Origin of the sequence: Streptomyces sp. NPDC006879 (genome assembly GCF_042869595.1) — a bacterium.
GTDB lineage: Bacteria > Actinomycetota > Actinomycetes > Streptomycetales > Streptomycetaceae > Streptomyces.
In genome coordinates this window covers 13605-39077 of record NZ_JBIAGC010000032.1, presented here as the reverse complement: position 1 = coordinate 39077, position 25473 = coordinate 13605, and the positions used below count along the sequence as shown (strand labels likewise).

At 69.0% G+C, this 25473-nt stretch carries 23 protein-coding genes; 9 read left to right on the top strand and 14 right to left on the bottom strand.

Translation table 11 applies throughout. The annotated features are described in order from the left end of the window. Positions 1 to 183: 183 nt before the first annotated feature. Complete coding sequence (locus tag ACFYMC_RS21755; RefSeq protein WP_388527807.1) at positions 184 to 1626, bottom strand: PP2C family protein-serine/threonine phosphatase; 1443 nt, start codon at positions 1624 to 1626, stop codon at positions 184 to 186. Positions 1627 to 2462: 836 nt separating this feature from the next. On the opposite strand from ACFYMC_RS21755, the gene ACFYMC_RS21750 reads away from it, so the two are divergent. Beyond that, positions 2463 to 4148 (top strand): helix-turn-helix domain-containing protein, encoded by a 1686-nt coding sequence (locus ACFYMC_RS21750; RefSeq protein WP_388527804.1) that lies wholly within the window; start codon positions 2463 to 2465, stop codon positions 4146 to 4148. Positions 4149 to 4253: 105 nt separating this feature from the next. On the opposite strand, the gene ACFYMC_RS21745 is transcribed toward ACFYMC_RS21750, so the two are convergent. Beyond that, positions 4254 to 4730: a carboxymuconolactone decarboxylase family protein gene (locus ACFYMC_RS21745; RefSeq protein ID WP_388527883.1), complete on the bottom strand. Its 477-nt coding sequence runs from the start codon at positions 4728 to 4730 to the stop codon at positions 4254 to 4256. Between the two features lie 300 nt (positions 4731 to 5030). On the opposite strand from ACFYMC_RS21745, the gene ACFYMC_RS21740 reads away from it, so the two are divergent. Next, positions 5031 to 5873 carry a YhjD/YihY/BrkB family envelope integrity protein gene (locus ACFYMC_RS21740; RefSeq protein WP_388527880.1) on the top strand — a complete coding sequence of 281 codons (843 nt, stop codon included), beginning with the start codon at positions 5031 to 5033 and terminating at the stop codon, positions 5871 to 5873. A 69-nt stretch (positions 5874 to 5942) separates the two neighbouring features. Here ACFYMC_RS21740 and ACFYMC_RS21735 read toward each other — a convergent pair whose 3' ends face one another. Then, positions 5943 to 6665, bottom strand: coding sequence for a Clp protease N-terminal domain-containing protein (locus ACFYMC_RS21735; protein WP_388527802.1), 723 nt, complete (start codon positions 6663 to 6665; stop codon positions 5943 to 5945). Positions 6666 to 6857: 192 nt separating this feature from the next. Between ACFYMC_RS21735 and ACFYMC_RS21730 the strand changes: the two genes are divergently transcribed. Further along, positions 6858 to 7907: a phosphatidylinositol-specific phospholipase C domain-containing protein gene (locus ACFYMC_RS21730; RefSeq protein ID WP_388527799.1), complete on the top strand. Its 1050-nt coding sequence runs from the start codon at positions 6858 to 6860 to the stop codon at positions 7905 to 7907. A 15-nt stretch (positions 7908 to 7922) separates the two neighbouring features. On the opposite strand, the gene ACFYMC_RS21725 is transcribed toward ACFYMC_RS21730, so the two are convergent. From ACFYMC_RS21725 to ACFYMC_RS21705, 5 genes are all read right to left on the bottom strand, one after another. Then, positions 7923 to 8642: a polysaccharide deacetylase family protein gene (locus ACFYMC_RS21725; RefSeq protein WP_388527877.1), complete on the bottom strand. Its 720-nt coding sequence runs from the start codon at positions 8640 to 8642 to the stop codon at positions 7923 to 7925. A gap of 174 nt (positions 8643 to 8816) precedes the next feature. Continuing rightward, a complete protein-coding gene (locus ACFYMC_RS21720) occupies positions 8817 to 9605 on the bottom strand; it encodes a polysaccharide deacetylase family protein (protein ID WP_388527874.1) in 789 nt (262 codons plus the stop codon). Between the two features lie 132 nt (positions 9606 to 9737). Beyond that, on the bottom strand, positions 9738 to 10334 hold the full coding sequence (locus ACFYMC_RS21715) for a malonic semialdehyde reductase (RefSeq protein WP_388527796.1): 597 nt from the start codon (positions 10332 to 10334) through the stop codon (positions 9738 to 9740). A gap of 330 nt (positions 10335 to 10664) precedes the next feature. Beyond that, positions 10665 to 12251: a serine hydrolase gene (locus tag ACFYMC_RS21710; protein ID WP_388527793.1), complete on the bottom strand. Its 1587-nt coding sequence runs from the start codon at positions 12249 to 12251 to the stop codon at positions 10665 to 10667. 296 nt (positions 12252 to 12547) lie between these two features. After that, positions 12548 to 13306 (bottom strand): helix-turn-helix domain-containing protein, encoded by a 759-nt coding sequence (locus tag ACFYMC_RS21705; protein ID WP_388527872.1) that lies wholly within the window; start codon positions 13304 to 13306, stop codon positions 12548 to 12550. Between the two features lie 232 nt (positions 13307 to 13538). On the opposite strand from ACFYMC_RS21705, the gene ACFYMC_RS21700 reads away from it, so the two are divergent. Continuing rightward, positions 13539 to 14198, top strand: a complete 660-nt coding sequence (locus ACFYMC_RS21700) for a DUF4097 family beta strand repeat-containing protein (protein ID WP_388527790.1) — start codon at positions 13539 to 13541, stop codon at positions 14196 to 14198. 160 nt (positions 14199 to 14358) lie between these two features. Beyond that, positions 14359 to 15174, top strand: a complete 816-nt coding sequence (locus ACFYMC_RS21695; protein ID WP_388527788.1) for an alpha/beta fold hydrolase — start codon at positions 14359 to 14361, stop codon at positions 15172 to 15174. On the opposite strand, the gene ACFYMC_RS21690 is transcribed toward ACFYMC_RS21695, so the two are convergent. Further along, positions 15104 to 15679 (bottom strand): ETX/MTX2 family pore-forming toxin, encoded by a 576-nt coding sequence (locus ACFYMC_RS21690; RefSeq protein WP_388527785.1) that lies wholly within the window; start codon positions 15677 to 15679, stop codon positions 15104 to 15106. The two genes, ACFYMC_RS21695 and ACFYMC_RS21690, sit on opposite strands and share 71 nt — an antisense overlap. Positions 15680 to 15890: 211 nt before the next feature. On the opposite strand from ACFYMC_RS21690, the gene ACFYMC_RS21685 reads away from it, so the two are divergent. From ACFYMC_RS21685 to ACFYMC_RS21675, 3 genes are all read left to right on the top strand, one after another. Beyond that, positions 15891 to 17534, top strand: a complete 1644-nt coding sequence (locus ACFYMC_RS21685) for a LuxR C-terminal-related transcriptional regulator (RefSeq protein ID WP_388527783.1) — start codon at positions 15891 to 15893, stop codon at positions 17532 to 17534. Between the two features lie 113 nt (positions 17535 to 17647). Continuing rightward, positions 17648 to 18535, top strand: a complete 888-nt coding sequence (locus ACFYMC_RS21680; RefSeq protein WP_388527780.1) for an alpha/beta fold hydrolase — start codon at positions 17648 to 17650, stop codon at positions 18533 to 18535. A 35-nt stretch (positions 18536 to 18570) separates the two neighbouring features. Next, positions 18571 to 18849, top strand: a complete 279-nt coding sequence (locus ACFYMC_RS21675) for a hypothetical protein (protein WP_388527778.1) — start codon at positions 18571 to 18573, stop codon at positions 18847 to 18849. Positions 18850 to 19303: 454 nt separating this feature from the next. Here the strand turns inward: ACFYMC_RS21675 and ACFYMC_RS21670 are convergent, their stop codons facing one another. The 5 genes from ACFYMC_RS21670 to ACFYMC_RS21650 form a co-directional block, all read right to left on the bottom strand. After that, positions 19304 to 19678, bottom strand: coding sequence for a hypothetical protein (locus ACFYMC_RS21670; RefSeq protein WP_388527775.1), 375 nt, complete (start codon positions 19676 to 19678; stop codon positions 19304 to 19306). A 126-nt stretch (positions 19679 to 19804) separates the two neighbouring features. Continuing rightward, complete coding sequence (locus tag ACFYMC_RS21665) at positions 19805 to 20242, bottom strand: roadblock/LC7 domain-containing protein (RefSeq protein ID WP_388527772.1); 438 nt, start codon at positions 20240 to 20242, stop codon at positions 19805 to 19807. Between the two features lie 38 nt (positions 20243 to 20280). Further along, positions 20281 to 21048, bottom strand: coding sequence for a transcriptional regulator (locus ACFYMC_RS21660; protein WP_388527869.1), 768 nt, complete (start codon positions 21046 to 21048; stop codon positions 20281 to 20283). A gap of 23 nt (positions 21049 to 21071) precedes the next feature. After that, positions 21072 to 21470: a hypothetical protein gene (locus ACFYMC_RS21655; protein ID WP_388527770.1), complete on the bottom strand. Its 399-nt coding sequence runs from the start codon at positions 21468 to 21470 to the stop codon at positions 21072 to 21074. Positions 21471 to 21808: 338 nt separating this feature from the next. After that, complete coding sequence (locus ACFYMC_RS21650) at positions 21809 to 23608, bottom strand: S8 family serine peptidase (RefSeq protein ID WP_388527866.1); 1800 nt, start codon at positions 23606 to 23608, stop codon at positions 21809 to 21811. A gap of 330 nt (positions 23609 to 23938) precedes the next feature. On the opposite strand from ACFYMC_RS21650, the gene ACFYMC_RS21645 reads away from it, so the two are divergent. Next, a complete protein-coding gene (locus tag ACFYMC_RS21645) occupies positions 23939 to 25324 on the top strand; it encodes a glutamate decarboxylase (protein ID WP_388527767.1) in 1386 nt (461 codons plus the stop codon). The last annotated feature ends 149 nt before the right edge of the window (positions 25325 to 25473 follow it).

Here is a 25473-nt window from a genome sequence, read left to right as displayed (position 1 = left end):
GCCGTGATGCGCCCACGTCGGCGTCGAGGGGTGTGCCTGACGGAGCGTCGTGGCCCGCTGCGCCGCGCCCTCCTTGCTCGTGTGGCGCACCGTCCGAGCCCCAACGGCCACCATGGGTCTCCCGTGCGGGTGCGTCATGGCTGCTCCCGTACGCCCCGCCCGGGTGCGGACGGCGCTCAGGTTTCAGGGGCTGATCCGCGCCACCAGTACGCAGCCGTCGTCCTCACGCTCGGTTTCACCGAACTCTTCCACGATGCTCCGCACACATTCCTGAGCCGAGCGGGCGGCGGCGAAACGGGGGGCGAGGGCGAGCAGTCGCTCCGCCCCGGCGGTGGCGGTGAACTCCACGCTGCGAGGGGACAGTCCGTCGGTGTGCAGGACGAGCACGTCACCGGCCTCAAGTCTCTCTTCCGCCTGTCCGTACACTGCCTTGGAGGTGGCGCCCAACAGAACCCCTTCGGGGGCCTCAAGCTGCCTCCCCCTCCCCGCGCGGAACAGGAGCGGGGCCGGGTGGCCGGCCTGGGACCAGGACAGGGTCCTCGTTCTGGGGCAGTAGCGGCAGCAGATCGCGCTACCCAGTGCAGGCTGGACGGAGGCCTCCAGCAGTTGGTTGAGCCAGCCCATCAGGGGCCCCGGTGCGATGCCCGCTACGGCCATGCCGCGCAGCGCTCCGAGCATCATGGCCATCCCCGAGGTGGCGGCGACGCCGTGTCCGGTGAGGTCGCCTACTGTCAGGAGGGTTTGCCCGTCGGGTAGTTCCAGTGCGTCGTACCAGTCACCGCCGATCAGTGCGCTGGTCGCGGAGGGAAGGTAGTGGGCGGCGAGGTCCAAGGTGCCCGCACCGCCTTCCGGTAGCAGCAGGGAACCGCGCCATGGGGGTAGTACGGCTTCTTGGAGTTCCACCGCCAGCCGGCGCTCGGTCTGTGCGACCTGTTGCTGGCGCTGGAAGGAGTCGCGGCTCTCGCGGGCGGCGCGCTGACTTCTACGCAGGTCGCTGACGTCGCGCAGGACCGCCCACATGGAGGCCGTGCCGCCTTCGGGGTCGAGGACCGGCTCACCCATCATGTGGAGGGTCCGTACCCGGCCGTCGGCGCGGACGATGCGGAACTCCCCGTCGATCGGTTTGCCGTCCACGAGGCACTCGGTCACCATCGCGGTCAGCAGTGGCTGGTCGTCGGCGAAGAGCATGGACGGTAGTTCATCGAGGGAGAGCGCGCCGGACGAGGGGGAGCGGCCGAAGATCTGGAACAACTCCTCGGACCAGGTGACCTCGTCGGTCAGGAGGTTCCACTCGGCGCTGCCGACCCGCGAGACCAGGGTTTCCGGACCGGACGCAAAGGTGCAGGGGAACTGCTCCTGCGCTCCCGCGGACGACTCCGCGGGGGCGGCCGGTAGTCCTTCCTTGAGCTGTCGCAAATGCTCGCCCAGGTCATCGAGTTGATGGACCGACAGGTCGCACAGGGCCCGCTGCCAGCGGCCGTGGGCGTCGTCGTGGTCCAGCACCGCGTCCCGCCGGACGGCGTCCACCGCTCCGCGCAGTTGACGGGTCCGGGAGATCAGGGCGTCCACGGAAACCCGCTCCGGCGGCTGTGCGGCGTGACGGTCCGCAAACAGATGGGACGGCATGTCGTACTCCGATACAGGCGCGGCACGGCCAAGTCTGATGGAAGAGCCAGTTACGACTGTTGCATAGGCAGCGACAGGCCGTAAGGGATTTGGCAACACCCGATCCGGTGGTGCTTCTGGCATATGCCAAAGGCTAGACGATGAACCGGCCACCTGGGGTCTGATCCGGCCAACTCCCGCCGCAATAGCCGCGCGTACAGAGGAGAGGACCGGGTGGCGCGAAGGTTACACCCCCGTGCGGCCCGTGCTGGAAACGGCGAGATCCGTATGAGTGGACCCATGGAGTGTGGGTAAGGTGGCTGCCGCGGAGGTCGGCCTTCCGGGGCCGGTCGAGCCTGCTTCCCTTGGCCTCACCAGGCCTCTGAACTGTGTGTACGTGGGGTCGTCGCGCCCGTGCTGTCGGTTCGGGCGAGCTCGCGTGGTCGCCGCGGTCCATGGACCCGTGTGGCGATCGGTCGAACGCGCCGCCCTCGCGACTTCCGCCGGTTCGCGGGTGGAGGTCGTGGGGGAGCGGGGCGTGAGGGGGTCGCGCAGTGACGGTGCGGGAATTCCACAGATCGGCGACGATCAACAAAGCGGCTCTCCGCAACGCCCTTTCGGTAGTCTTTCGGCAGTGTTTTGTCGAACGAATTACCGCTGGGTTTGAACTGTTCTTCGCATGGCCCCGTTCGGTTGTTCTCCGCGGAGCTCTTTGATCGGGGCCCGGCGTTCCCCTGTGCCGCCGGGCCCCGACTTGAAGAAACCCTAGAGGGCAAGGTCGTTTCAGGGCGGGTTCGTTCGGCCCAGCGGCTCCACGGCCGGGGTATCGCTACGCACAGCGAGGCCATGGTGCTTGAATGGGCCCCGGGTCACCGCGTCAGCCGTGGTGGATCGACCTGCGGCCACCGCATCCGCCGGAAGAGGGCAGCGCTCCGGCTGGGACTGGAGCCGCCCGGCAGGGCGAGCTTGCGTCGGCCCGCAGCCTCGCGGCTACGCAGTCCGCGGGGGCCCGAACATCTCCGACCGAGCGAAAGGAGGCAGCCATTCCAGCGCGCACCACCGCACTCGACTGGAGTCGTCCCGACGACGTCCTCAAAGCCCATCGACTGGCGCATACCGGTGGTAGTGCGGAACTACTGGACTGGCTCGCCCGACGGTTGGGCGGTTGGACGGGCCTGGTGGCTGCCGACGGGGCAGTGCAACACGCCCGGCAGGCGCCACCAGAGACCCGGATCGTGAAACTGCTGGCCAGGGGTGCAGCCGAGATGAAGGCGCGGGGTGCGGGCTCCGCGGTCCTCGCCGGCTCCGGGAAGACGGTGTTGCTCTTCGACCTGGGTGGCTCGGCCCTGGCAGCCGCACTTGACCTGCCCCACCATCCGGGTGCGCCAGCCCTGTTGGCGGACGCGGCTGTTCCGTTGGCGCTCGCCCTGCGTGCGGAACGGGCCGAAGCCGTGCTCCAAGCGAGCGCCGTCGCCGAGGGGCGGGTCCGCGAGGCAGTGCTGCACCTGCTGATGAGCGGGAGGCTGTCCATGGCGCACCAGATCGCCGAGACGCTCGCCCCACCCCTACCGGACCCGCTCCACCTCTATGTCGTCGAGTGCCGCACCGGCGACCGGGAGCGCGTCGGCAAGTTGATCGACGAACTGACCGACGGCCGCGCCTGGACTGTCCGCTGCCCGGTGTACGTACGGCACCTGATAGCCCTGGTCCCGGTGGGGCTCTCAGCAGGCCGACCAGAAGCTGGCCCTCTGGCTTCGGCCATCGCCGCTGCGGCTGGGGACTGCGTCGTCGGAGTCAGCGCACGAGCCTGCCTACGCGAGGCGCCCCCCGCCTACACTCAGGCATTCCACGCTGTGGCCGTGGCGCGCGGGCGCTCGACCCGGCATGCTCGGTTCGGGTCCGGTCCGGAGCTGGCCATGGCTGCCCATCAGCCGGGTTCCCCTTGGGCTCACGCGTTCCTGGAACCACTGCACGGCTACCGACCGCGGCGCGCCCAGGATCCCGATGCCCTGGAGCTGAGGGCCACGGCCCATGCCTGGCTCAATTTCACTACGCACGCCACTCGGCTGCTGAAGATCCATCGCAATACCCTCGCCACCCGCCTGCGGCACGTGGAGTCACTGCTCGACCTCGATCTGAACACACTGCCCGGGCAGGCCTCCCTGTCCCTCGCGCTGCGCTTGGCCCCGGCTGACCGCGCCGCGCCTTCGCCACCGCGAGCGACGCCCGCAACGATGGACGGCGTCCTCGCGCATCCCGAGGTGGCGGACTGGGCTCGTCTGCAGCTGCGTGCGCTGACGGGCCCCGACGCGCCGCCGGGGGCCGGTGGGACGCTGCGTGTCTGGCTGGCCAACGACGCCCGGTTGGTTCCCACGGCGGCGGCGCTCGGCATCTCGGTGCCAGGTGCACGTAAGAGGCTGACCCGGATCGAGGCGGTTCTGGAGCGTTCGCTGCTCCAGACCCCGAGCGCCCGGTACGACCTGTGGTTGGCCCACCGTTCCGTGGAACTGGCAACCGCCCCGCTCCGGGGCGAACCGGAGTAGGGCGGTTGTCTGGCGGGACCGGAGCGTCTCGGCGCCCCGAGCGGTGGAGCGCCTGGCCTTCGGGGAGGAACGCGGGCTGGGTCCGGTCGTTGTGTGCGGCTGCTGCTACCAGCCCGTGCCGGCGGTCTGCCGCGTGGTGGCGTTGAGCCGGTTGAAGAGGTTGGTCACTGCGATCCAGAGGGTGAGAGCGGCCATCTGCTCCTGGTCGTAGTGCCGGGTTGCTTCTTCCCAGATCTCGTCGGGGACCGCGTCCGTGGTGTCGGCCAGGCGGGTGGCGCATTCCGCGAGTGCCAGGGCGGCTCGTTCCGCATCGGTGTAGTAGGGAGTTTCCCGCCAGGCGGCCACGGCGAAGATGCGCTCGTCACTGAGGCCGGCGAGGCGCGCCGAGCGGGCGCCACCGTCCACGCAGGCGCTGCAGCCGTTGATCTGGCTCGCCCGGAGGTGGACCAGCTCCAGGGTTGACTGCGGGACGCCCCCCTTGCGAGCCACCTTCATCAGGCTCAGGATGGCCGGCATCGCCTCAGGCAGGACCTTGGCGGGGTTCGGCATGCGGGACTGCGGGGTCGTCGTGGTGCTCGTCATGGTGGTCACGGTGGTGCTCCCTTCCGGGGTCTTTCGAGGTACACCCCTATGACGGAGTGCGGCGCCCTGGTGTGACAGGAGGGGAGGGTGGGGCCTTCGTGGCGGACTGTGTGGCGGCTCTGGGGATGCGAGCAGGGGCTACGGCATCCCTGGCTCGTCCGCGGAGATCGCCCGGTCAAGAGCTAGCCGTTATGGGCAATTCGGGGTAATAGGTTAGATATGACCCGGAAGCGCCCTGGTCCTGCGCACGGCCGCGCGCAGGACCAAGCGGGCGGGCTGTTGGACGCCGCCTCCGAAGGCATGCGCTTCCCCTGGCTGCGACGGCTCCGCGCCCGGGTGCTGACCTCGCCACTGGCCCTGGCGTGGAACCGGGGTCGACAGATCGAGCTCATGCATCGGGCCATGGGCTTCGCGGCGCTCGGCTTCTTGACCCTGGTGCCCCTGCTCGTGGTCGTCGCCGCAGCCGATCCGGCCAGTGGGCTGGGTTTCGGCCGCTGGCTCGGTGACGCCCTCGGGGTCTCGGCCGCCTCCCGGCGGGAGGTCGAGGAACTGTTCGGCATGCCGGGAGTGGCGCTGGAGCGGACCACTGCGTTCGGTCTCGCCGCGCTGGCGGTCTTCGGGCTCACCTTCGGTTCGGTCGTCCAGACGGGCTACGAAAAGGTATGGGACGTGCCCACTGCGCGTTGGCACACGATGTGGCGGCACGTGGTCTGGCTGGCTCTGCTGGTGTTCTACCTCGGTCTCCTGGTCAACATCCCCGTACCTGCCGGGTTCGGAGTTCGCACGCTCCTCGGCGGCGCCGGTGACCTGCTCTTCACGCTGCTGTTCTTCTGGTGGTCCCAGCGGTTCCTGCTCGGCGGGCGGGTCCGTTGGCGGGCCCTGCTGCCCGGAGCGGTGTTCACGTGTCTGGGTCTGGTCGGACTGCGAGGCTTCTCCTGGCTGGTGTTCTCCCCGCTGATCGCGTCCAACGCCGTCATCTACGGGCGCTTCGGCACGGTCTTGGTCGTCCAGTCGTGGCTGGTGGGCGTGGGGGTGGTGGTGTACGGGGGTGCGCTGGTGGGGCGACTGGCCCACGAACGTCGGACCCTGCGCAGACTGCGCGCCGGGGGACTGGTGCCCGACCCCCCCTGCGATCGCTTCTGAGAGCCGAGACCGCCCACCGGTCCCCGCGGGAGCTGGTGGGCGGCCTCGGCTGTTCGGTCGGGGGAGGCGTCAGTGTTTGAACTGCTCCAGCAGAGCGGCGAGGCGTTCCTCCGTAGTCGATTTGGTGACGCCGAGGCCAGCCAGGACGCCGTCACCCGCCTCGTACTCCAGCAGGGCGAGTAGGACGTGCTCGGTGCCGATGTAGGAGTGACCCAGTCTCAGTGCCTCGCGGAACGTCAGTTCCAGCACCTTCTTGCCGCCGGCGTCGTAGGGGACGAGTTCGGGCACTTCCTCGGCGGCCGGGGGGAGCGCGGCACTGGCCGCCTCCCGCACGGCTGTGAGCGGGAGGCCCTCGCTGAGGAGGAGCTGGGCGCCCAGGCCTTCGGGTTCGGCCAGCAGACCGAGGAGGAGGTGCGCCGGGAGGGTCTGGTCGTTGTGGGCCGACCGCGCCTCGTGGTGCGCGGCCATGACCACGTTGCGGGCCCGTGGGGTGAACCGGCTGAACCCCTGGCTCGGGTCGAGGGTGGGTTCACCCGGATCTCTGGGTACGAAGCGCTTCTGCGCCGCTTGCCGGGTGACCCCCATGCTCTTGCCGATCTCCGTCCAGGAGGCGCCGGAGCGGCGTGCTTGGTCCACGAAGTGCCCGATGAGGTGGTCGGCGATGTCGCCGAGGTGGTCCGCCGCGACCACGGCGCCGGAGAGCTGTTCCAGGGCGTCGGGATGGGTCCTCTTTATCGCCTCGATGAGCTCGTCCAGCCGAACCGGACTGGTTGCGCCGAGAGGGTTCGTCATGAGGCAACCCTAGGTTGACAGTTGATGTGGCGTCAACCTTTGGTTGACGCTCGTGTGCCTCCTTCCTCTCGGGTCCGGCGTGGCCGGATTTCATGGATGCCGCCCGACTTCGTGGCGGCGTCGCCTTCCTCTGGGGGGTTCAGGCCCCTAGGCTCCGCCGATGTCTTGACCGTGGACAGACAAGGAGCTGCTATGAGGGCACTGGTGCGAACGGTGATAGGCGCTTTCATGGGCGGAGTGCTCGCGCTCGCCGCGACCATCTCGCCGGCGGGCGCAGCCACGTCGGACGACCTGCCGTACTCCTCCACCACGGGCGTAGGGGTGCACAACGCCTACGAGAAGTCCAAATACCCCTACTTCGCCGACGCCCTTGACTCCGGCGCTGCGATGTTGGAGCTGGACGTGTGGACCAACGTCTTCGGGGTCTCCTGGCGCGTCGCGCACAACAACCCGATCGGCAACGACAACAACTGCGAGAACGCCACGACCCCGGCCCAACTGCGCACCAAGGCGCGGAACCAGAACCTGGCGGGCTGTCTCGCGGACATCCGCAGCTGGCACGACGCGCATCCCGGCCACCGGCCGATCTTGCTGAAGATCGAGATGAAGGACGGTTTCCAGGGCAAGTACGGGCGCGGCCCGGCCCAGCTCGACGCTCTCCTGACGGCGAAGCTCGGCAACGCCTTGTACCGCCCGGCCGAGCTCACCGCCGGACTTCCCACCCTCGACGCGGCCGTCACCGAGCGGGGCTGGCCCAAGCGGTCGGACCTCGCCGGCCGTTTCATCGTGGACCTCATCCCCGGCACCGTCGAGCAGAACAACCCCTTCGACACCTACTGGACCGATCGGGAGTACGCCGAACACCTGCGCAACCTCGCCGCCGCCGGTCGGCTCGCCGAGGCCGCCGCCTTCCCCGCCTTCCCCGCCGTCCTCGGAGCCGGCGCAGGCGACCCACGTACGCGCTACCCGGACGCATCCATCCGGCCCTGGTTCGTCGTCTTCGACGGTGGCGCGGGGAGCTATGCCGGCGGGGGCATCGACGCCTCCTGGTACGACACGCGGCACTACCTGGTCATCATGACCGGGGCGCACAGTGTGGCCCCGGCCATCGACGCGGTGCGGCCCACCGAGGAACAGGCCCGTGACCGGGTCGCCCTCCTCGCCGGCCACCACGCCAGCATCGCCTCCTGCGACTGGTATCCGCTGCCCGAGGTGCTCTCCGTGGTACTGCCCCGCGGCTGAGCCGGGACGGCCCCGTCACGGACGGTAGACCTCGCCAGGCTCGGCGGTGCCGGGTGCGAGCAACTGGGGGACGGTCACGAAGGTGTAGCCCCGTCGCTTGAGCTCGTCGATGATCCCCGGCACCGCCGGCACCGTGCCGTCGTATATGTCGTGCAGGAGGATGATGCCGTCCGGCTTCGCGGAAGCCAGGATGCGCCTGGTGATCAAGGCGGAGTCGGTGGTGGAGAAGTCCTTGGCGGTCGCGTTCCACAGGATCTGGGCCAGGCCCAGTTCCTTGCAGATCCGGGCGACCTCCTCGTCGGTACGCCCCTGCGGCGGGCGCATCAGGGTGGGGCGCCGCCCGGTCACCCGCGCTATCGCTTCCTGGGTCTTCTCAAGCTCGGCGCGGATGCCGGCACCGTCCAGGCCGGTGAGCACCTTGTGCGTCCAGGTGTGGTTGGCCACCTCGTGGCCCTCGGCCGCGATCCGCCGGACGGTGTCCGGGTGGCGGAGCACGTGGTTCTTGCCCAGGAGGAAGAAGGTCGCCGGGACCTCCTCCCGCTTGAGGAGGTCCAGCAACTGTGGCGTGTCCCTGCCCGGGCCGGCGTCGAAGGTCAGCGCGATGCACTTCGCCTCGCGGCAGTCGACCTGCCCGGGCGCGATATCGCCGTTCTTGCCGTCCCCCCGGTCCTGCGCGTGCAGGCGAGCCGTGGCCGGGGACGTGGTCTGCATCCCGCACCCCCCGAGCGCGAGCATCAAGGCAGTCGCCACGGTGGTCAGCGTGGCCCCTCGACGGGTCAATGTCCTACGTATGTTCGGTCTTCCCCCCATGCCCTCACCATAAGGGCTGGCCAATCGCGGGTTACCGGCGGGTTCGGTCAGGCGTCCACGCCCTCGGCGTCACCCGCCCTGCGGCATTGCGGACAGGCCTTAGACCTGGGGAAAGCTGAAGGCGTACCCCTGCTCCTTGATCCACGGGATCAGCCGACGGAGCGCCTCCACCGTCTGGTGCCGGTCGCCCCCGCCGTCGTGGAAGAGGATGGTGGCACTCTGTCGACCCTCCAGCCCCTGGCGCACGGTCCGTACGATCGCGGAGGTGCCGGGCTTCTCGAAGTCCTTGGTGTCGATGTTCCAGCCGAGGGGGCGCATGCCGGCGCCGGCGGCTATCTTGCGACTGTCGGGAGTGAATGCGCCACCGGGCGCCCGGTAGTAGAGCACGGGCGCACCCCCCGAAGCGTTCTCGATCAGCTGCCGTGCGTCCAGGATCTCCCGCGACTGGTAGGGCACCGGCTTCTGGTCCATCCGCACGTCGTGACTCATCGAGTGGTCGCATAGGCGGTGGCCGTCGGACACGATCCGCCTCACCAGATGCGGATGGCGCTCGGCCTGCGGGCCGACCAGGCAGAACGTCGCCTTGACCGAGTTCTGCCCCAGAAGGTCGAGTACCTGCGGAGTCCACCTCGGATCAGGGCCGTCATCGAGGGTCAGGTTCACCGCCCGACCCGCGACCTCGGGACGGTGCACGATCGATTCGCTGACCACGGCCCGGGCCGGTGAGCCGGCCCGGGCGGGAGCCGGTGCGGGCGAGTCGGCTTGCTCTTTCGCGCCCACAGGCCGCGGCGAGCCGGGTGCGAGCGCCGCCGCGCACAGAAGTACCGCACTGATGCTCATCGCGGTGGCGACGGTCAAGGCGATTCGGTTCCGGTTCCGGCGGGGCATCGTCATGGCGCTGTGGTCCTCTCCCATCGGCGAGTGAACCGGCTGATGGCCCGGTTCGCCGGGGAAGAGGGCAGCAGATGCCCGAAGGATGCCTCTGTTACGAATTCATCACCAAAAGTCCGGGATCCCCGGTCACAGTGTGGTGATCACCTGAGGGGCGGTCAGCCGGGGCAGCCGCTCCCGCCACGCGTTCGGCCCGGGGTGGCCGATGTTGGCGACCACCAGGGTGTGGCGAGTCCCTTCGGGGAAGAACTCCTGATCGACGGCCGCGGCGTCGAAGCCGCTCATTGGGCCGGCAGCGAGCCCGGCCGCACGAACCGCGAGAATGAAGTATCCGATCTGAAGCAGCGCGTTGAAGCGTGCCGCCTCAGCGCGCCCGGCCGGGTCCGCCTCCCACATCTCCCTGGCGCCCGCGGCGTGCGGGAAGACGGTGGGCAGGTGGTGGTGGAAGGCGGTGTCGGCGGCGAGCACCACTGTCAGTGGTGCGCTTTCGGTCTTCTTCTGGTTACCCGAGTTCATCAGTGGGACCAGGCGAGAGCGGGCAGCGCCCGAGGCCAGCGCCAGCATCCGCAGCGGCTGGGAGTTCATGGCCGTGGGCGCGTACTTGACCAGCTCGTAGACGCTCTGGAGCTGCTCGGCGGTGACGGGTTCGTCGGTGAAGGTGTTGGCAGTCCGGGCCTGGCGGAAGAGCGTGTCCAGGGCGGCTTCGTCCAGCGCGTAACTCGGCATGGGTCGTGCTCCTCCTCGGCTATACGTGATCAAGGGCAGCCACTGTGGACCACCGTAGCGTCGAAGGCCCGCCAAGCCGTAGGAGACACGTGCGGCACCGCACCGCCAGAGCGTCGTTGAGCAGCGGCGATCGCGTGCAACTGCGGCAGTGGTACGGCTCGTGCACCAGGGGGCGGCCTCATGCCGATCCCGCGCGGCGACGGAGGGCGTCGCCTGCCTCCGCCGTCCGGTCCGCCGCAGTTCAACGATTGACCGGTGCAGGCTTGCAGCTCGGTGCCCTTCACGGAGCACCCGGCACGAGCCCGTCGCGGCACGCTGGACCACCTCTGCTCAGCGGCGGGTGAACGTCCCCAGGCCCTCGCTGTCCAAGCTTTCCACCGTCAGCTGTTGGGCCTTGCCGTCCTCGCCGATGGTGAAGGTCACCCCGGACAGACCCACCGCGTTCTCCCCGGTCGTGCGGAAGCTGAACGTTTGCCCGTCATAGTGCGTGAGCGGGAACTGCATGCTGTTGTCCGTCGGGCCGAGCCGCATCGTCAACCTGCCGTCGGGCGCAGCGGTCACCGTCATGGGTCCGTAGTAGTCGTTGACGTAGGTCCCCGTGTACGCCGCGGCGGGGAGCGCCGGCTCGGCGTCCACAGGCGGCGCGGTGTAGTCCGTCTCGGAGTGCCTCTGTTGCTCCTGCGCTTCGAACACCCCGGCCAGCAGCGGCAACCAGTCAGTCGTGGTCTTTCCGTGCTGTGCGACGTCCATGAAGCTGAGGGCGATCGCGTCGGCGGCACCCACCGGTGCTCCGTTGGTGAGCACCACGATTGCGAGCTGCTCACCGGGCAGCATGATCACGCTGGTGTTGGCGCCGAGCGAGAACGCGCCGGAGTGGCTGAGCCGTAGTCGTCCGAGGTCGTCGTAGCCGACGTTCCACCCCAGCCCGTAGAAGCCGGTGCGGCCGGCGGCTGCCGGCGGGGGCTGGGAGACGGTCTCTGGCTGCCAGGTGTGGGTGAGCCGTTCAGCAGGGATCAGCTGCTTCCCGTCGAGCTTCCCCTGCCCCAGTTGCAGGCGCAGCCAGGTCGCCATGTCGGAGACGGACGAGCTGACGCCACCAGCGGGCGCTTGGGCATCGGCGTCTCGCACGAACTCGGCCCGCCAGGCGCCGTCGGCGTCCTTGACATGGCCGACCGCACGGTTCTTCGCCTGCTCGTAGTCGGCGAAACGTGAGCTCGTCGAGTTCATGTTGGCCGGCGCGTACAGCAGGTCCTGCGCGAGTTGGTCCCAACTGACGCCCTTCGCCCGTGCCACGGCTTCCGCCGCTGCCGTGAAGCCGAAGTTGGTGTACGCATAGCTCGCCCGGAACGGCGACAGTGGCTGTCGGACCAGGTGGTCGAGTATGTAGGCCTGGTCGTAGCCGAGGTCCTCCAGGAGGTCCCCGGCATGATCGGGAAGCCCACTGCGGTGCGAGAGCAGGTCGGTGACGGTGACGTGATCACTCACCCACGGGTCCTTCAGGGCGAAGCCCGGCAGGTTCTCGGTCACCGGCTCCTGCCAATCCACATCGGTCGCGGCGATGACCGTACTGGCCATCGGCTTGGACAAGGAGGCCATCTGGAAGACGGTGTCTTCGTTCACCGCGGCCGACTCACCCACCCTGCGGACGCCGAACCCCTCGGCGAAGACCACCTTCCCGTCATGGACCGCGGCCACCGCCACGCCGGGGACGCCGGTGCGCCGCATGGTCCCCTGCACGATGCCGTCCAGCTCGTCGACCGCCTTGTCGACCATGCCGGTAGTGATCACCGGTGGCGGCTGGGGCGGTGGCGCTGCCGCGAGGGACAGGCCACCGGCCAGGAGAACCGCCAGAACACTCACAGCGGTGGATCGTGCGCGGCCGGTGCGCCCCGCACTCTTGGTCCGGGCTTCACCCATACGCCCCATTGAACTGCTGGGGTGTGTACCTCGCCAGCGCAGTCCCACCGTCGAGGCTGCTTCCCCGGCCGCCCCAGCCGCCGGCACGCTTCGAAGAACGCTCTCGCCACCGGGCGAGCCTCGTCGGACGCGGTGGCTCAGGCTGTGGGCTGGAGTGTGCCGGTGAGGCGGTCGAGAGCCCGGTGGGTGTGCGGGCGGACACTCGGTCGCCAAGGTGTCGGCCTCGTCGCATTCGCTGCGGGCTGTTCTGGTTGACGGTTCGAGCGGGCGTTGCTCGCTGGTGTGCGGCACAGGCCTCAGGGCTTCGAGGCCCGGTCGCGGTCGGTGGCATCGTTCGGGGCCCCCTCAACGCTGCCGTGGAGGACTTCGCGGGCCTGTTCGGCGGCGCGGACCATGCTCTCGCTGATGAAGTCGAGGAAGCGGGCGATGTTCTCCAGGCGAGCGGCGGCCGGGCTCTGGGCGCCGAGGAGGACGACGCCCTGGCGCGCGGTCTCCACAAGCCGGTCGTTGGAGCGGGCGCTGGCGATCGTCGCCTGGTAGAAGAGCTCGTCGTCGACGACGTAGCGGTCGCGGCGGCGTTCATCGCGTTCTCGGCGAACGAGGCTCTGGCCCTCCAAGAAGGCGATCGCCTTGGACACCGAGGCGGGGCTGACCTGGAGCCGCTGGGCGAGCTGGGATGCGGTCAGGCTGCCTGTGTCCGTGGTGAACAGGCAGGTCAGCACCCGGGCCGTCATCTTGGTCAGGCCCGAAGCCATCAGGACGGTGGTGAACCTCTCCTCGTACTGAGTCAAGGCTTCGGCGTTGGGTCCAGGTGGCGGGGACGTCGGGTGCGGCCCTTGAGGTGAGGTGGGCCTACGCCGCTGGGCCCGGCGCTCGGTGGCGCGGTGGGCCAGGTCGGCGCGGTAGGTGCCGGGACCGCCGTTGCGCGTCACCTCACGTGTGATCGTCGAGGTTGGGCGGTCGAGGCGCCGAGCGATCTCGGCGTAGGCGAGGCCGTCCGCCAGCCCCAGCGCGATCTGTTGACGTTCCTGCTGGGTGAGCCGGCCTCCTGGCATCGCGATCTCCTTGGTGGTCATCCGGGGGTGTCTGCTCCGGGACCATAGCGTTCGCTTTCAGGTCATTGCAATGAATTGAACTGCGATCGTTGCGTTAGATCTAGATCGTTGCAACAATTGCATGGCTGTGGCCTGGCTAAATGCAAGTTCAATGCAATGAATGCATTGCCCTTCCTTGGGGGGCGGCGTAGCGTTTCTGCTGTTGGAAAGTGCCGACCATTGGGAGAGTGCCATGCAGGAGTTCCACACCACCGCCCCCATCACCACGGTCCTGGACATCCCCGCCGGGCATGTTCAGTTCATCGCAGCGGACCGTGTCGACACCCTCGTCGAGGTTTCGCCCGCAGACCCCGCCAAGGGTCGCGACATCAAGGCCGCCGAACAGACCGCAGTCACCTACGCCGACGACGTGCTGCGGATCACCGCCCCGACACCGAGCAACCAGCTCTTCGGGCCCTCCGGATCCCTTGCGATTACCGTCCGGATGCCAGCCGGCTCCCGAATCGAGGGCAAGGCGGCCAGCGTCACGTTTCGCGGCGTCGGACGCTTCGGGGACATCACCTTCGAGGGGGCGCACCGCCGAATCAAGATCGACGAAGCCGTGAGCATCCGCCTCACCGCCGTCGAAGGCGACGTCGAGATCGGCCGGCTGGGCGGCTCCGCCCAGATCAGGACCACAAGGGGCGACATCCGGATTGCCGAGGCGGCGCGCGGCACGCTGGTGCTCCGCACCCAGTCCGGTGATATCTCGGTTGCTTCTGGCTCGTCCGCCACCCTCGACGCCCGTACCGACCATGGCCGCGTCGCCAACGGCCTCAAGAACGACGGCGTCACCGAGCTCGAAGTCCAGGCGACCACATCAAGGGGCCACATCACCGCCCGCGGGCTCTGACGGATCAGAACGCGCACTGCCGGCCGACTGGCTGGCTCACCGCGATCACGATCCCCTCGGTCGCCACGGGACAGCGCCCCCATCCTCCACAGGGGTGCGATCCGGCCCGCGCCCGGCCTTGCGATGCCCGGTTTGCCCCGCACACGAACAGGTGGAAGACATGACGAAGGACAGTTGCTCGCTGCCGGTGACGAAGTGGACCGGCACAGTGCCGGTCGACGACACGGCTCTGGCAGTCACCGACACCGGCGGCCCGGGTCCTGTGGTGCTCTACCTCAACGGTCAGTTCGCGACCCAGGGCTACTGGCGCCGGGTCATCGCTGAACTCGGGCCGGGATGGCGGCAGATCACCTTCGACGAGCGGGCCCGGGGCAAGTCGCGGACTTCGGCTGACTATTCCTTCGAAGCGGCGGTCCGGGACGTCGACGCCGTTCTGGCGGCGAGGGGCGTGGACCGGGCGCTGGTGGTGGGGTGGTCCTACGGCGCGGTGGTCGCGGCGCACTGGGCCAGTCGAAATCCCGATCGGGCCCTGGGCGCGGTCCTGGTCGACGGCGCCTTCCCCGATGACTGGCTCGACGCTGCAATGGAGAAGCGGATCAAGAAGCTTTTCCGCAGGCTCCGTTGGGTCCTACCACTCCTGCGACCGACGGGCCTGGCTCCACGGATGACCGCCGAACAGCAGGCGAACAGCAACATCGAGCTGGGCCGGCTTTCCCGCCGGTGCGAGTTGGGTCCCGTGCTGGGCAACATAGCCGTCCCCGTCAGGTACGTGGTCGCCTCGGGGACGTCCTTCGGGAGCCGGGCAGGTGAGCAGGAGCGGATACGCGCCGGCCTGACCACGGCGACCGCCCGCAACTCGAACATCCAGGTCAGTGCAGAGGTCACCAGCAACCACGGAGCGGTCCTCAGGAGGGACTTCGTGGCAGTCGCCGACGCCGTTCGCCAGATCGCAATCCTTGACGGCGAGGATGACTGAGCTCCTGTGCTCCTGCGCCGCTCCCTGCTCCCTGCTCCCTGCTCCCTGGAGGGGACCGCCTCCGTGGGCCGTGCGGATCACAGCGAATTCGTCGTGTCGCAGAAGAGTAGCGAGTAAACGGCTCTCCAGGTACGGGACAGCCCTTAGAGTGGCGTTCTGGGTAGATTCCTGGCCTGCAAGATAGCCTCAAGTTGCCTGTGACGTTCTGCGACTGCATGGTCGCGATCACGTGAGCCGTGGTGTTGGCCGGTATCACGACTGGCCGGTCCGGGCCGGTGTAGGTGTCCGTCACCGTGGAGGTCTGAGTGGTGGCGGTCGAGTAGGAGATGGCGATGCTGTGCTCGGCGCTCACACTCACCACGTCGCAGAGCTTCGAAGTGCTCGTCACACCCGTGGTGACGGTGGCCGACATCGTCGAAGCGATCGCCTTCGAGAATGACGGTGTGTAGTGCGTCTGCTGTTGGCTGGTGTTGTTGGCCAGCGTCGCACTCCCCACATACCACATGTCGCCGTCGCTGGTGGTCGGGGTCCCTTTCGGTTCGGCTGTAAGAACCGAAGTCGTGAGCAGACCGTCAAGGCTGGAGACCTCGGTGATCCCGGTGCCGTAGGAGTAAATGGAGCAGTTCCTGCCCTTCCCATAAAATTGAGGTGCTCTCGTGGAGCCTGGAGGCGCGCATGAAGCAGACCTGCGAAGGCGGCCCCGGGAAGGCCTTCCCGTGGCCGTGACCGGCGACCTTGAACGTGGCCGGGCGGCCTGCGCCGGACGGCGTTGGGCCGAGGCCCACAAGGCCCTCGAACGCGCGGACCGGTTGAGCCCGCTGGGACCGCAGGACCTCGAACTCCTCGCTATCTCCGCTCACCTGACCGGACGCCACGAGGAGATGGTGAGCGTGGCGGAGCGGGCGTACGGCGCGTACCTGGAGGCCGGCCGGCCGCTGCGCGCAGTGCGTTGGGCCTTCTGGGCGGGGGCCGATCTGGCGTACAGGGGCGAGACGGGCCGCGCCACCGGATGGTTCGGACGGGCGCGGCGGCTGGTCGACGTGGAGGAGGACGCCTGCGCCGAGGAGGGCTATCTGCTCATCCCGGCCATAGCGGCGCAGCGGGCCGGCGGCGACCACGCCGGCGCCCGTGCCAAGGCGGCCCGGGCCGCCGCGATCGCGGAACGGTTCGGGGACGCGGACCTCCTCGCCCTCGCCCTGAACGAGCAGGGGCACTCCCTGGTCAGGGAGGGGCGGGTCGAGGAGGGGCTCAGGCTCCTCGACGAGGCCATGGTGGCCGCCACCTCGGGTGACCTCTCGCCCATCGTCACCGGGATCGTCTACTGCGAGGTGATCGACGTCTGCAGCGCGGTGTACGAGCTCCGCCGCGTCCAGGAGTGGACGGAGGCCCTGACGTCCTGGTGCGAGCAGCAGCCCGACCTGGTGGCCTTCAGCGGCCGGTGCCACCTGAACCGCGCCGAGATCATGCAGCTGCACGGCGCGTGGTCGGACGCGCTGGTGGAGGCGGAACGGGCGGGCGAGCTGTTCCGGCAGGAGGCGTACCCAGCCGGGGCCGCCCAGGCCCTCTACCGGCAGGCGGAGATCCACCGCCTGCGAGGGACGATCGGGGCGGCCGAGGAGGCGTACCGGGACGCCAGCAGAGTCGGAGGGGACCCGCAGCCGGGCCTCGCCCTGCTGAGGCTTGCCCAGGGGGACGGGGCCGCCGCAGCCGCCGCGATCCGCCGCGTGGTCGACGAGACCACCGAGCCCCTGGACAGGGCGCGGCTGCTGCCCGCCCGCGTCGAGATTGCGCTGGCCATAGGCGACACGGAGGCCGCGCGCAGCGCCTGCGACGAGCTCGGGACGATCGCGGAGCGCTACCGGTGCAACGTCCTGCGGGTGATCGCGGCGACCGCCCGCGGCACGGTTGAGCTGGCGGCCGGTGACGCTCGGTCCGCCCTGATCGCCCTCCGCGAGGCCGAGCAGGGGTGGCAGGAGCTAGGCGCGCCGTATGAGACCGCGCGGACGCGCATGCACCTCGGCAGGGCATGCCGCGCCTTGGGCGACGAGGAGACGGCGGCCCTCGAACTGGAGGCGGCCCGCGCCGAGTTCGAGCGGCTCGGAGCGGGGCCGGATATGGCACGGGCCGACGCGATCACGCCCGGCGGCCGGGAGGAGCCGGGGACCGTCCTGGGGCTGACAGCGCGCGAGCAGGCCGTCCTGCGGCTCGTCGCGGCCGGGAAGCACAACCGGGAGATCGCCTCCGCTCTCGTCATCAGCGAGCACACCGTCGCCCGGCACCTCCAGAACATCTTCGCCAAGCTGGACGTGGACTCCCGGACGGCGGCGAGCGCGAAGGCGCACGAGTACCACGTGGTCTGACGCCCACGTGGTCAGAAAGAACCACGCCTCGCTTCCTGACGGGATTGGTGATTCCGGTCGATGCCGCCCCGCCGCCGTCCCGAGGATGCTGGCAGCGGATGGAGGTGGCAGAGATGACCAAGCCCGCCGCCACCGGCGACGAGATCCGTGAACGGCTCCTCGCCGGCTTCCCCGCCACGGAACGACGTATCGACCCTGCCGGCATCCCGACGGCCGTACTGGAAGGAGGCCAAGGACCGCCGCTCGTCCTCCTGCACGGCGCAGGGGAGTTCGCCGCGACCTGGATGCGCGTGATGCCGGACCTGATGAAGACCTTCTCCGTGGTCGCCCCCGACCTGCCGGGACACGGTGCCTCCGAACCGGGCGAAGGCCGGCTGAAGGTCGACCGCGTCCTCACCTGGCTTGGCGAACTGATCGAGCAGACCTGCGCCTCTCGGCCCGTCCTGGCCGGCCATCTGCTCGGTGGCGCGATCGCCGCCCGGTTCGCCTGCGACCACGGGGACCGGCTCGCCCGCCTGGTCCTGGTGGACACGTACGGCCTCGCCCGGTTCCGCCCCGCCCCGAAGTTCGCCCTTGCGATGGCCCGCTTCGTGGCACGGCCCACGGAACGCTCCCGGGACCAGCTGATGGACGCCTGCATGGTCGACCTGGGCGCGCTGCGCCGACAGCTCGGCGAGCAGATGGAGCTGATGGAGGCGTACATGCTCGGTGGCGCCCGCACACGCGAAGAGAAGGCAGCTCTGCGCAGCCTCATGCCCGCGTTCGCGATGACCCCGATCCCGGCGGCCGACCTGGCCCGCATCCCCGTACCGACGGCCCTGATCTGCGGAAGGCACGACCGCCAGGTCGGGCTGAAGGTGGCCGAGGCCGCGAGCGCCCGCCACGGATGGCCGCTGCACGTGATCGAGAACGCCGCCGACGACCCCGCCTTCGAACAGCCCGGAGCCTTCCTAGAAGCGCTACGGACAGAGATCGCCACCACCCTCTCGCACGCCACATGACCACACGGAAGACGCCCGACCATGAGGAGGCAGTGATGACCATCGCCATGGTGTTGGACAACCCCCACGGTTCACAGGAGATCTACGACAGGGCCCGGGAGCAACTGGGCCTGCAGGACAAGCCCGCAGGCGGCATCTTCCACGCCGCTGGCCCCAGCCCCACCGGCGGCTGGCGTGTCATCGAGATCTGGGAGTCGGAGGAGGAGGCGAAGCGATTCGTCAAGGAGCGCCTCGCCCCCGCCCTCCAAGCCGCAGGCGCGACGGGTCCGCCCCCGACACCGCAGTTCTCGCCGATCTACAGCTACATGACATGACGACGGAGCCCCAGGTCTCCGGCCCGGCTCGCGTTGGGCGACCTCGACGTCGATGCCGAGGCGGGCGCCATCGTCGATGACCTTGGTGCAGGTTTCACGGGAGGTGCCGGCCCACGCCTTCAGGCGACGGAGCATCCCCGCGGGATCGCCACCGCTGCCTTGATCGAGTGCGTCCGCGACACGGTGGCGACGCCCGTGCCCTGCCAGCTACCAGCCTTCTTCGGCCCCGTCGCTGGCCTGGTGGGCGGCGGGGCCGTGGGCGTAAGGCCCGAGGGGCGTCCCGTACGGGGGCACTGCGGGCGAGTAGGCCGAAGGGGCCCTGGCACAGCAACGCCGGGGATGTTCACTGAACGAGCAGGCACCCACCGGCGCCCTCGACTCTGGTGTTGTCTGCCCGCAGCCCTGGGCGCCCTTCGGTGCACAGGGCTGCGTTGTTGAGCGGGTTCGGCCGCGGTCAGATCTCCAGGTCGTTCTCGATCCGCTTCAGTTGGTGCCGTGCCATCGCCAGGTTGGACCGCTGGTTGTCCAGCGCCAGGTAGAGGAACAGGCCCTTTCCGCCACGCGACTTCAGCAGTCGGATCAGGTGGTACTGACCCCCCAGCGTGATCAGGATGTCCTCGATCTCGTCCTTGAGTCCGAGGAGTTCCATGGTGCGCAACTTCGAGCGGACCACATCGGTGTTGCCAGCCGCAGCCACGTTCAGGTCGAGTTCCTTACTCCCGCCGGCGATACCGAGGGCCATCCCACTGGTGTAGTCGACGAGAGCCACGCCCAGTACGCCCTCGATCGAGGTCATCGCGTCCTTGAGGGTGGCGTCGGTGGAAGCCATAGCGCTGTGCTCCTTCTTTCGGTGTTCTTCTTGTTTCGGTGGATCTGTCGATCGCCGTGGGGACGATCAGGGATGTGCCCGCCGCTGGTGGCCGACCGGGAATCGGACCGGCTGCCAAGGCGGACGTCAGGGACGAGGTGGCCGCATCATCGGCCTGCTGATGGGGGAGAGCTGCTGACGGGGCATCCGCTCCAGAACTCCGTCGACCAGTTCTCCGATCCGGGCGCCAGCTCGCCGGCCTTCCAGGTGCAGCCGTCCCACGTTGGTGCGGGGCTCGGCGAGCAGCAGGAGGACGGCCGCCCTGCCGGCGGCGTAGGTGGCGACATAGCCGTGTTCTCCGTGCACCAACAGCTCCCGGAAACCGCCCTGCCGGGTGGCGTCGGACAGTCGTTGGGCCACGCTCAGCGCGGCTGCCGTGAGAGCCGCGACCGTTTCGGCCTCGACCGTCTCTGCGTCCTGCGCCACGACCAGCCCGTCGACGCTGGCTGCGAGGGCTCCCGACAACTGGGGCAGCCGGGCCCTTAGCCGTTTGAGTTCCTCCAGGACTTCCGCCTCGGCAGTCATCAGCTGTCTCCTCTCGGCGCGCTGCCGCATGGCGCGGATCAAAGGGTCGCCTCCAATGCGTCCCGCAGCCGGCGCAGGAGCGCGATGTCTGGTGCAGACGTCCCGTGCGCCCCCCAAGGCATTCCTGCCACCGCAGGAGCGGCTGTGACCGCGGGCCCTGCGGGAGGCGAAGCGCCCCGGGGTGAGGCGACGTACCCTGCTGCGGCGAGCCTTCGTACATCGACCAGGGTGTGGAAGGCGGGGCGTCCCAGTTCTCGGGCCAACTCGCACGGTGTGCGCGTTCCGTCGGCCAGGGCGAGCACCGCGCTTTGACGGTGGGTGACCGTGCCTTCCCCGACGCCCTCGGTGCGCAGCACGGGGACGGTGTCGATCGCCGGGTGTGGCCAGAGACGGTCCAGTAGCTCACGGCGTCGTACCGTCTCGCGTTCGACCAACTGCACTGGTACGGGTCGGACCGGGCCCATCCAGTGGGCGACTCCGTAGCGGAAGCGGGCGGGGGCGCCGCTGGGCGACAGCGCGAAGTAGGCGGCGTCGAAGATCGCGCCCAGGTGGCACAGCTCCAACTCGCCGCCGGGCACCTGCCCGCTGTCCACGAGGAAGCGTCCGACCCGGCAGCGCGCGCCGGCTTCGTCCACGGCGCGCCGCCAGCCCTCCGGCCGCAGTCGGCCGCCGGCAGTCAGCAGGACGTCCAGCCCGGGAGCCGCCGGGCTCTCCGCGTGTACGACCTGACCCTGCGCCAGGTACAGCGCCCCTCGGTCACGCAGTAGCACTCCGGTGGCGCGCTCCGCAGCGAGTCGCACCAACATCGGCGAGAGAGCCGGGCCGGGGCTCACAGAACGAGCCGATCGGCGAGGTCGCGCATCCGTAATCGGGCCAGGGCGAGGTTGCCGTCCTCACGGTCCAACCAGAGGTGCATGAAGACGCTTCCGTCAAAGGCAGTCTCCACGAATCGCAGGACGTGATAGCAACTGCGGGTGGTGACAATCACGTCCTCGACCGGAGTCCCGGCCGAGCCAGTGTCGCCCGCCAGGGCGCGCGGTAGGAACGCGGGCTGCTCTGCGGCCATGCGCGCCAGTTCGGCGGTTTCGGCGGAAGCCGCTTCGGGATCGCCACCTGGTGACTCTCCGATCGTGCCGAGCGCCAGGCCGCTGGTCCAGTCGACGACGGCAGCGCCGAGGGCGCCGGGCAGCGTCATGGCTTCCAGCAGGCACTCGTCGATTCCAGGCACGCGAAAAATCCCCTTCCCGGCGGATGTCGCTCGGCGGCCGGCGGTCGACCGTTGTGGCGGTGATCCAGAGGCTACGCAACGTGCGCGTCCGCAGCAGAGGTTCTGGCATTTTCCAACGGAACATGCCTTCACCGGACTAGAGTTCGTCGCAGGTCCGGCCGCCTTCAGGTGCCGAGCGAGCCTGAGCCTGCGGCCCGCTCCCGGCGGTCTCGCCGGCCCTGCTCCGTTCCGCCGGTTCTCCATGGTGTGACACACCCCCCGCGCTTGTCCGCAAAGAGCAGGACGCCGGCCCCACCCCGAAGGGTGGAGCCGGCGGTTGGTGCAGGGGCGGGCCTGAATCAGAAGGTCAGGCTCCAAGCGTCGATCTTGCCCGTGTCGTAGGTCGCGTTGTCACTGACTCGCAACTTCCACGTGCCGTTGGCCGCTTCGGAGGAAGCGTTCACGGTGTACGTCTTGTTGACGTCGTCGGCGCTGTCGTTGTTCCGGAAGTCCTCCAGGAGGTACACCGATCCGTCCGGTGCCACGAGCGAGATCACCAGGTCGCCACGGTAGGTGTGCTTGATGTCCACGCCGACCTTCAGCGTGGCCGGGGCGCTGCCGCTCACACCGGTCACCGTGATCGGGCTCTCCACCGTGGAGTTGTCTACGATGGCGACGTCGCTCGGGTTCTCGAAGTAGTCCCCGCTCGGAGGCGGAGTGGAGCCGCCCACCGCCTTCAACGCATCAACCTGGCCCTCGCCGAAGAAGCCGTTCTTGGCTGTGGTGCCCTGGCAGCGGCTGTCGAAGGGGCAAGCGGTGTCGTTGGCTTGGACGCCGAGACGGGCGCGGATGTCCGCCGGGGTGAACGACGGGTTGGCGCTGGCGATCAGGGCGGCGACTCCGGCCACGTGCGGCGAGGCCATCGACGTGCCGTTCATGTTGCCGTACTTGCCGCCCGGCAGGGTCGAGTAGACACCGGAGGAACCGTCGCCGCCGGGGGCGGCTACGTCGATGATGTCCTTGCCGTAGTTGGAGTACGAGGCCTTGACGTCGCCCTTGCCCATGGCCGCCACGGTCACCACACCGGGCAACTCGGTCGGAATGTCCATGCAGGCGTTGGTGATGGTGCGGGTGACCGGAGTGGAGTCGTTCGGGCTGTCGCTGTCGGTCCGCTTGTTCGCCAGGTCGTAGTTGCTGTTGCCGGCGGCGGCGACCTGGAGGGAGCCCTTGCTCTCCGCGTAGGCCTGGGCGCGGCGGACACCTTCGATGATGGCGGCCTGGTCCAGGTCGTCCGGGCAGTTGAACAGCCACGGGTCGGTGTAGTAGCTGTTGTTCGTCACCTTGAAGCCGTGGTCGCCGGCCCACATGAACCCGCAGATGGTGTTCTCGGCGAAGAAGAGGCTGGTGCCGGGTTCGGCGATGCGCACTGAGGAGATCTTCACGCCCGGCGCGACACCGATGACGCCCTTGCCGTTCTTGGCGGCTGCGATGGTGCCCGCGACGTGGGTGCCGTGCGAGCCGACGTCACGCCACGCCCCGGTGCGGGTGTCGGCCTTGCCGTACGCGCAGGAGGCCGAGTCGGCGGCGTTGAAGTTGGGCGCGATGTCCTGGTGCAGGTCGTCGACGCCGGTGTCGAGCACGCCCACCTTGACGGAGGCCGACCCCTGGTTCACGGCCCAGGCCTGATCGGCGTTGATCTGGGTCATGTCCCAGCGGTTGGACTCCGTCAGCGTGGTGTTCGACTGGGAGGGAGTCGCCGGCAGGGCCGGGCTGTAGGCGTCCGCAGGGACGTCGGACGTGCGCGTCGCGCCCACCTGTGTCACTCCGCTGACACCGCGCATGGCGGCGGCGAAGGAGGAGGACGTCGAGTGGGCGACGATCACGCCGATCGCGTCGTAGGACGAGAAGACGCTGCCACCGTTGTTCGATACCGCGGCTCGCACTGCCGAGGTGTCGCCGGGGGCGGTGATGACCAGGTAGGCGCGGGTGCCCGCGGCCCAGGAGGCCGTGGTCGTGCGCGCGGTGGTGGCCCGGAGGGGGGTCGTCTGGGGGCTCTGCGCCGCGGCCGAGGTGCCCGCCGGCACCTCCGGGACCGACGCGAAGGCCAGGGAGGCGGGAGTCACGAACGCAACAGCCGCGCCCATCGCGGCAGCGGCCACGGCCGTGCGCTTCAGGCGGAGGGATATGTGGGGAGTCAAGTGCGTCCTTTCGGGGGCCCGTCGGTGCTCGTGGCGCCGGTGGGACCGGTGAAATGGGATGGACGCAATCTGTCATGAGCACGGTTAGGTTGGGAAGGGGCCAGATCTGGGGGTGGAGGTTCCGCTTGCGGGTGGTGTCGGTGCGGGGAACGACCGACAGCTGCCGGTCCCGGCACCCCGCGCCGGTGGCCCCGGGTGGAACCCGGCCCGCGGCGCGAAGGCCATGCCGCCGTGCTTCATGAGCTGACGTGCCGCTTTGTGGTGTTATGGCCCCCTCAATGGAGGTGGCCGATGGCTCTGCACGAGATGAAGACCCCCGGGGCGGACGACGCCTACACGGATGTGTTCGCATCCGCCCTCAGCGAGGACGTTCTACCCAAGAACCGAATTCCCACGGAACACGCACCACCCAACGTCGTGTACTCCATGATCCACAACGAACTACTGCTGGATGGCAACGCGGCCCAGAACCTGGCCACCTTCTGTACCACTTGGTCAGAGCCGGAAGTGCACCGCCTGATGGTGGAGTGCTTCGACAAGAACATGATCGACAAGGACGAGTACCCGCAGACGGCCGAGATCGAATCCCGCTGCGTCAACATCCTCGCCGACCTCTGGCACGCTCCGTCCGAGGGGCCCTCGGCAGCCGGGTGCTCCACCACGGGATCCAGCGAGGCGGCCATGCTCGGAGGGCTGGCCCTGAAGTGGCGCTGGCGGGAACGTCGTCGAAGCGAGGGAAAGCCCACGGACCGCCCCAACCTCGTCTGCGGACCGGTACAAGTGTGTTGGGAGAAGTTCGCCCGGTACTTCGATGTGGAGCTGCGCCAGATCCCCCTGGAGGAGGGCGCCACCGGACTTCTGCCCCATCAACTGGCTTCCTATGTGGACGAGAACACCATCGGGGTCGTCGCCATTCTCGGCGTCACCTACTCCTGCAACTACGAGCCGGTCGCCGATCTCGCCGCCGAACTCGACAGGATCCAGGCCGAGACCGGCATCGACGTCCCGCTGCACGTCGACGGAGCCAGTGGCGGCTTCATCGCGCCCTTCCTCCACCCCGACGTGGTCTGGGACTTCCGACTGGAGCGCGTGGTCTCCATCAACGCCTCAGGCCACAAGTACGGGTTGGCCCCCCTGGGCGTGGGCTGGGTGGTCTGGCGATCCGCTGATCAGCTGCCGCCCGAACTCATCTTCAAGGTGAGCTACCTCGGTGGCGACATGCCGACGTTCGCATTGAACTTCTCCAGGCCGGGCGGTCAAGTCATCGCCCAGTACTACCTGTTCCTCCGGCTGGGTCGTGAGGGCTATCGACGGGTCCACCAGGCCTGCGCGGACACGGCCCGCTTCCTGGCCACCCAGATCGAGCAGATGGGGCCCTTCACCCTGCTCTACGACGGTCAGGGCGGTCTGCCGGCCGTCTCGTACACGCTGACCGACCCTCAAACAGCGGGCTTCAGCCTCTACGACCTCTCCGAGCAACTCCGGCTCCGCGGATGGCAGGTCCCTTCCTACCCCCTGCCGCCCGACCGCGAAGAGACCGTGATCCAGCGCGTGCTGATCCGGCACGGCATCGAGCGCGACCAGATCGCCCTGCTCGTCCAGGACATGCGACGCTGTCTGGACCGGCTCGTCTCCGGCACGCCCTCCGACGCGGCTCGCACCGGGTTCCACCACTGAAGTCCGTCCGCCTAACTTGATCTTTAACGTGCGTGGTCGAACGGTGTGTCGTACTTGATCACTCGGTTCGGTAACCGCCGTACATGGAAGCGGCCTTCGTCTGAACATGTGCTCCGATCAAGGAACACACACGTCCAGCACGAAGGCCG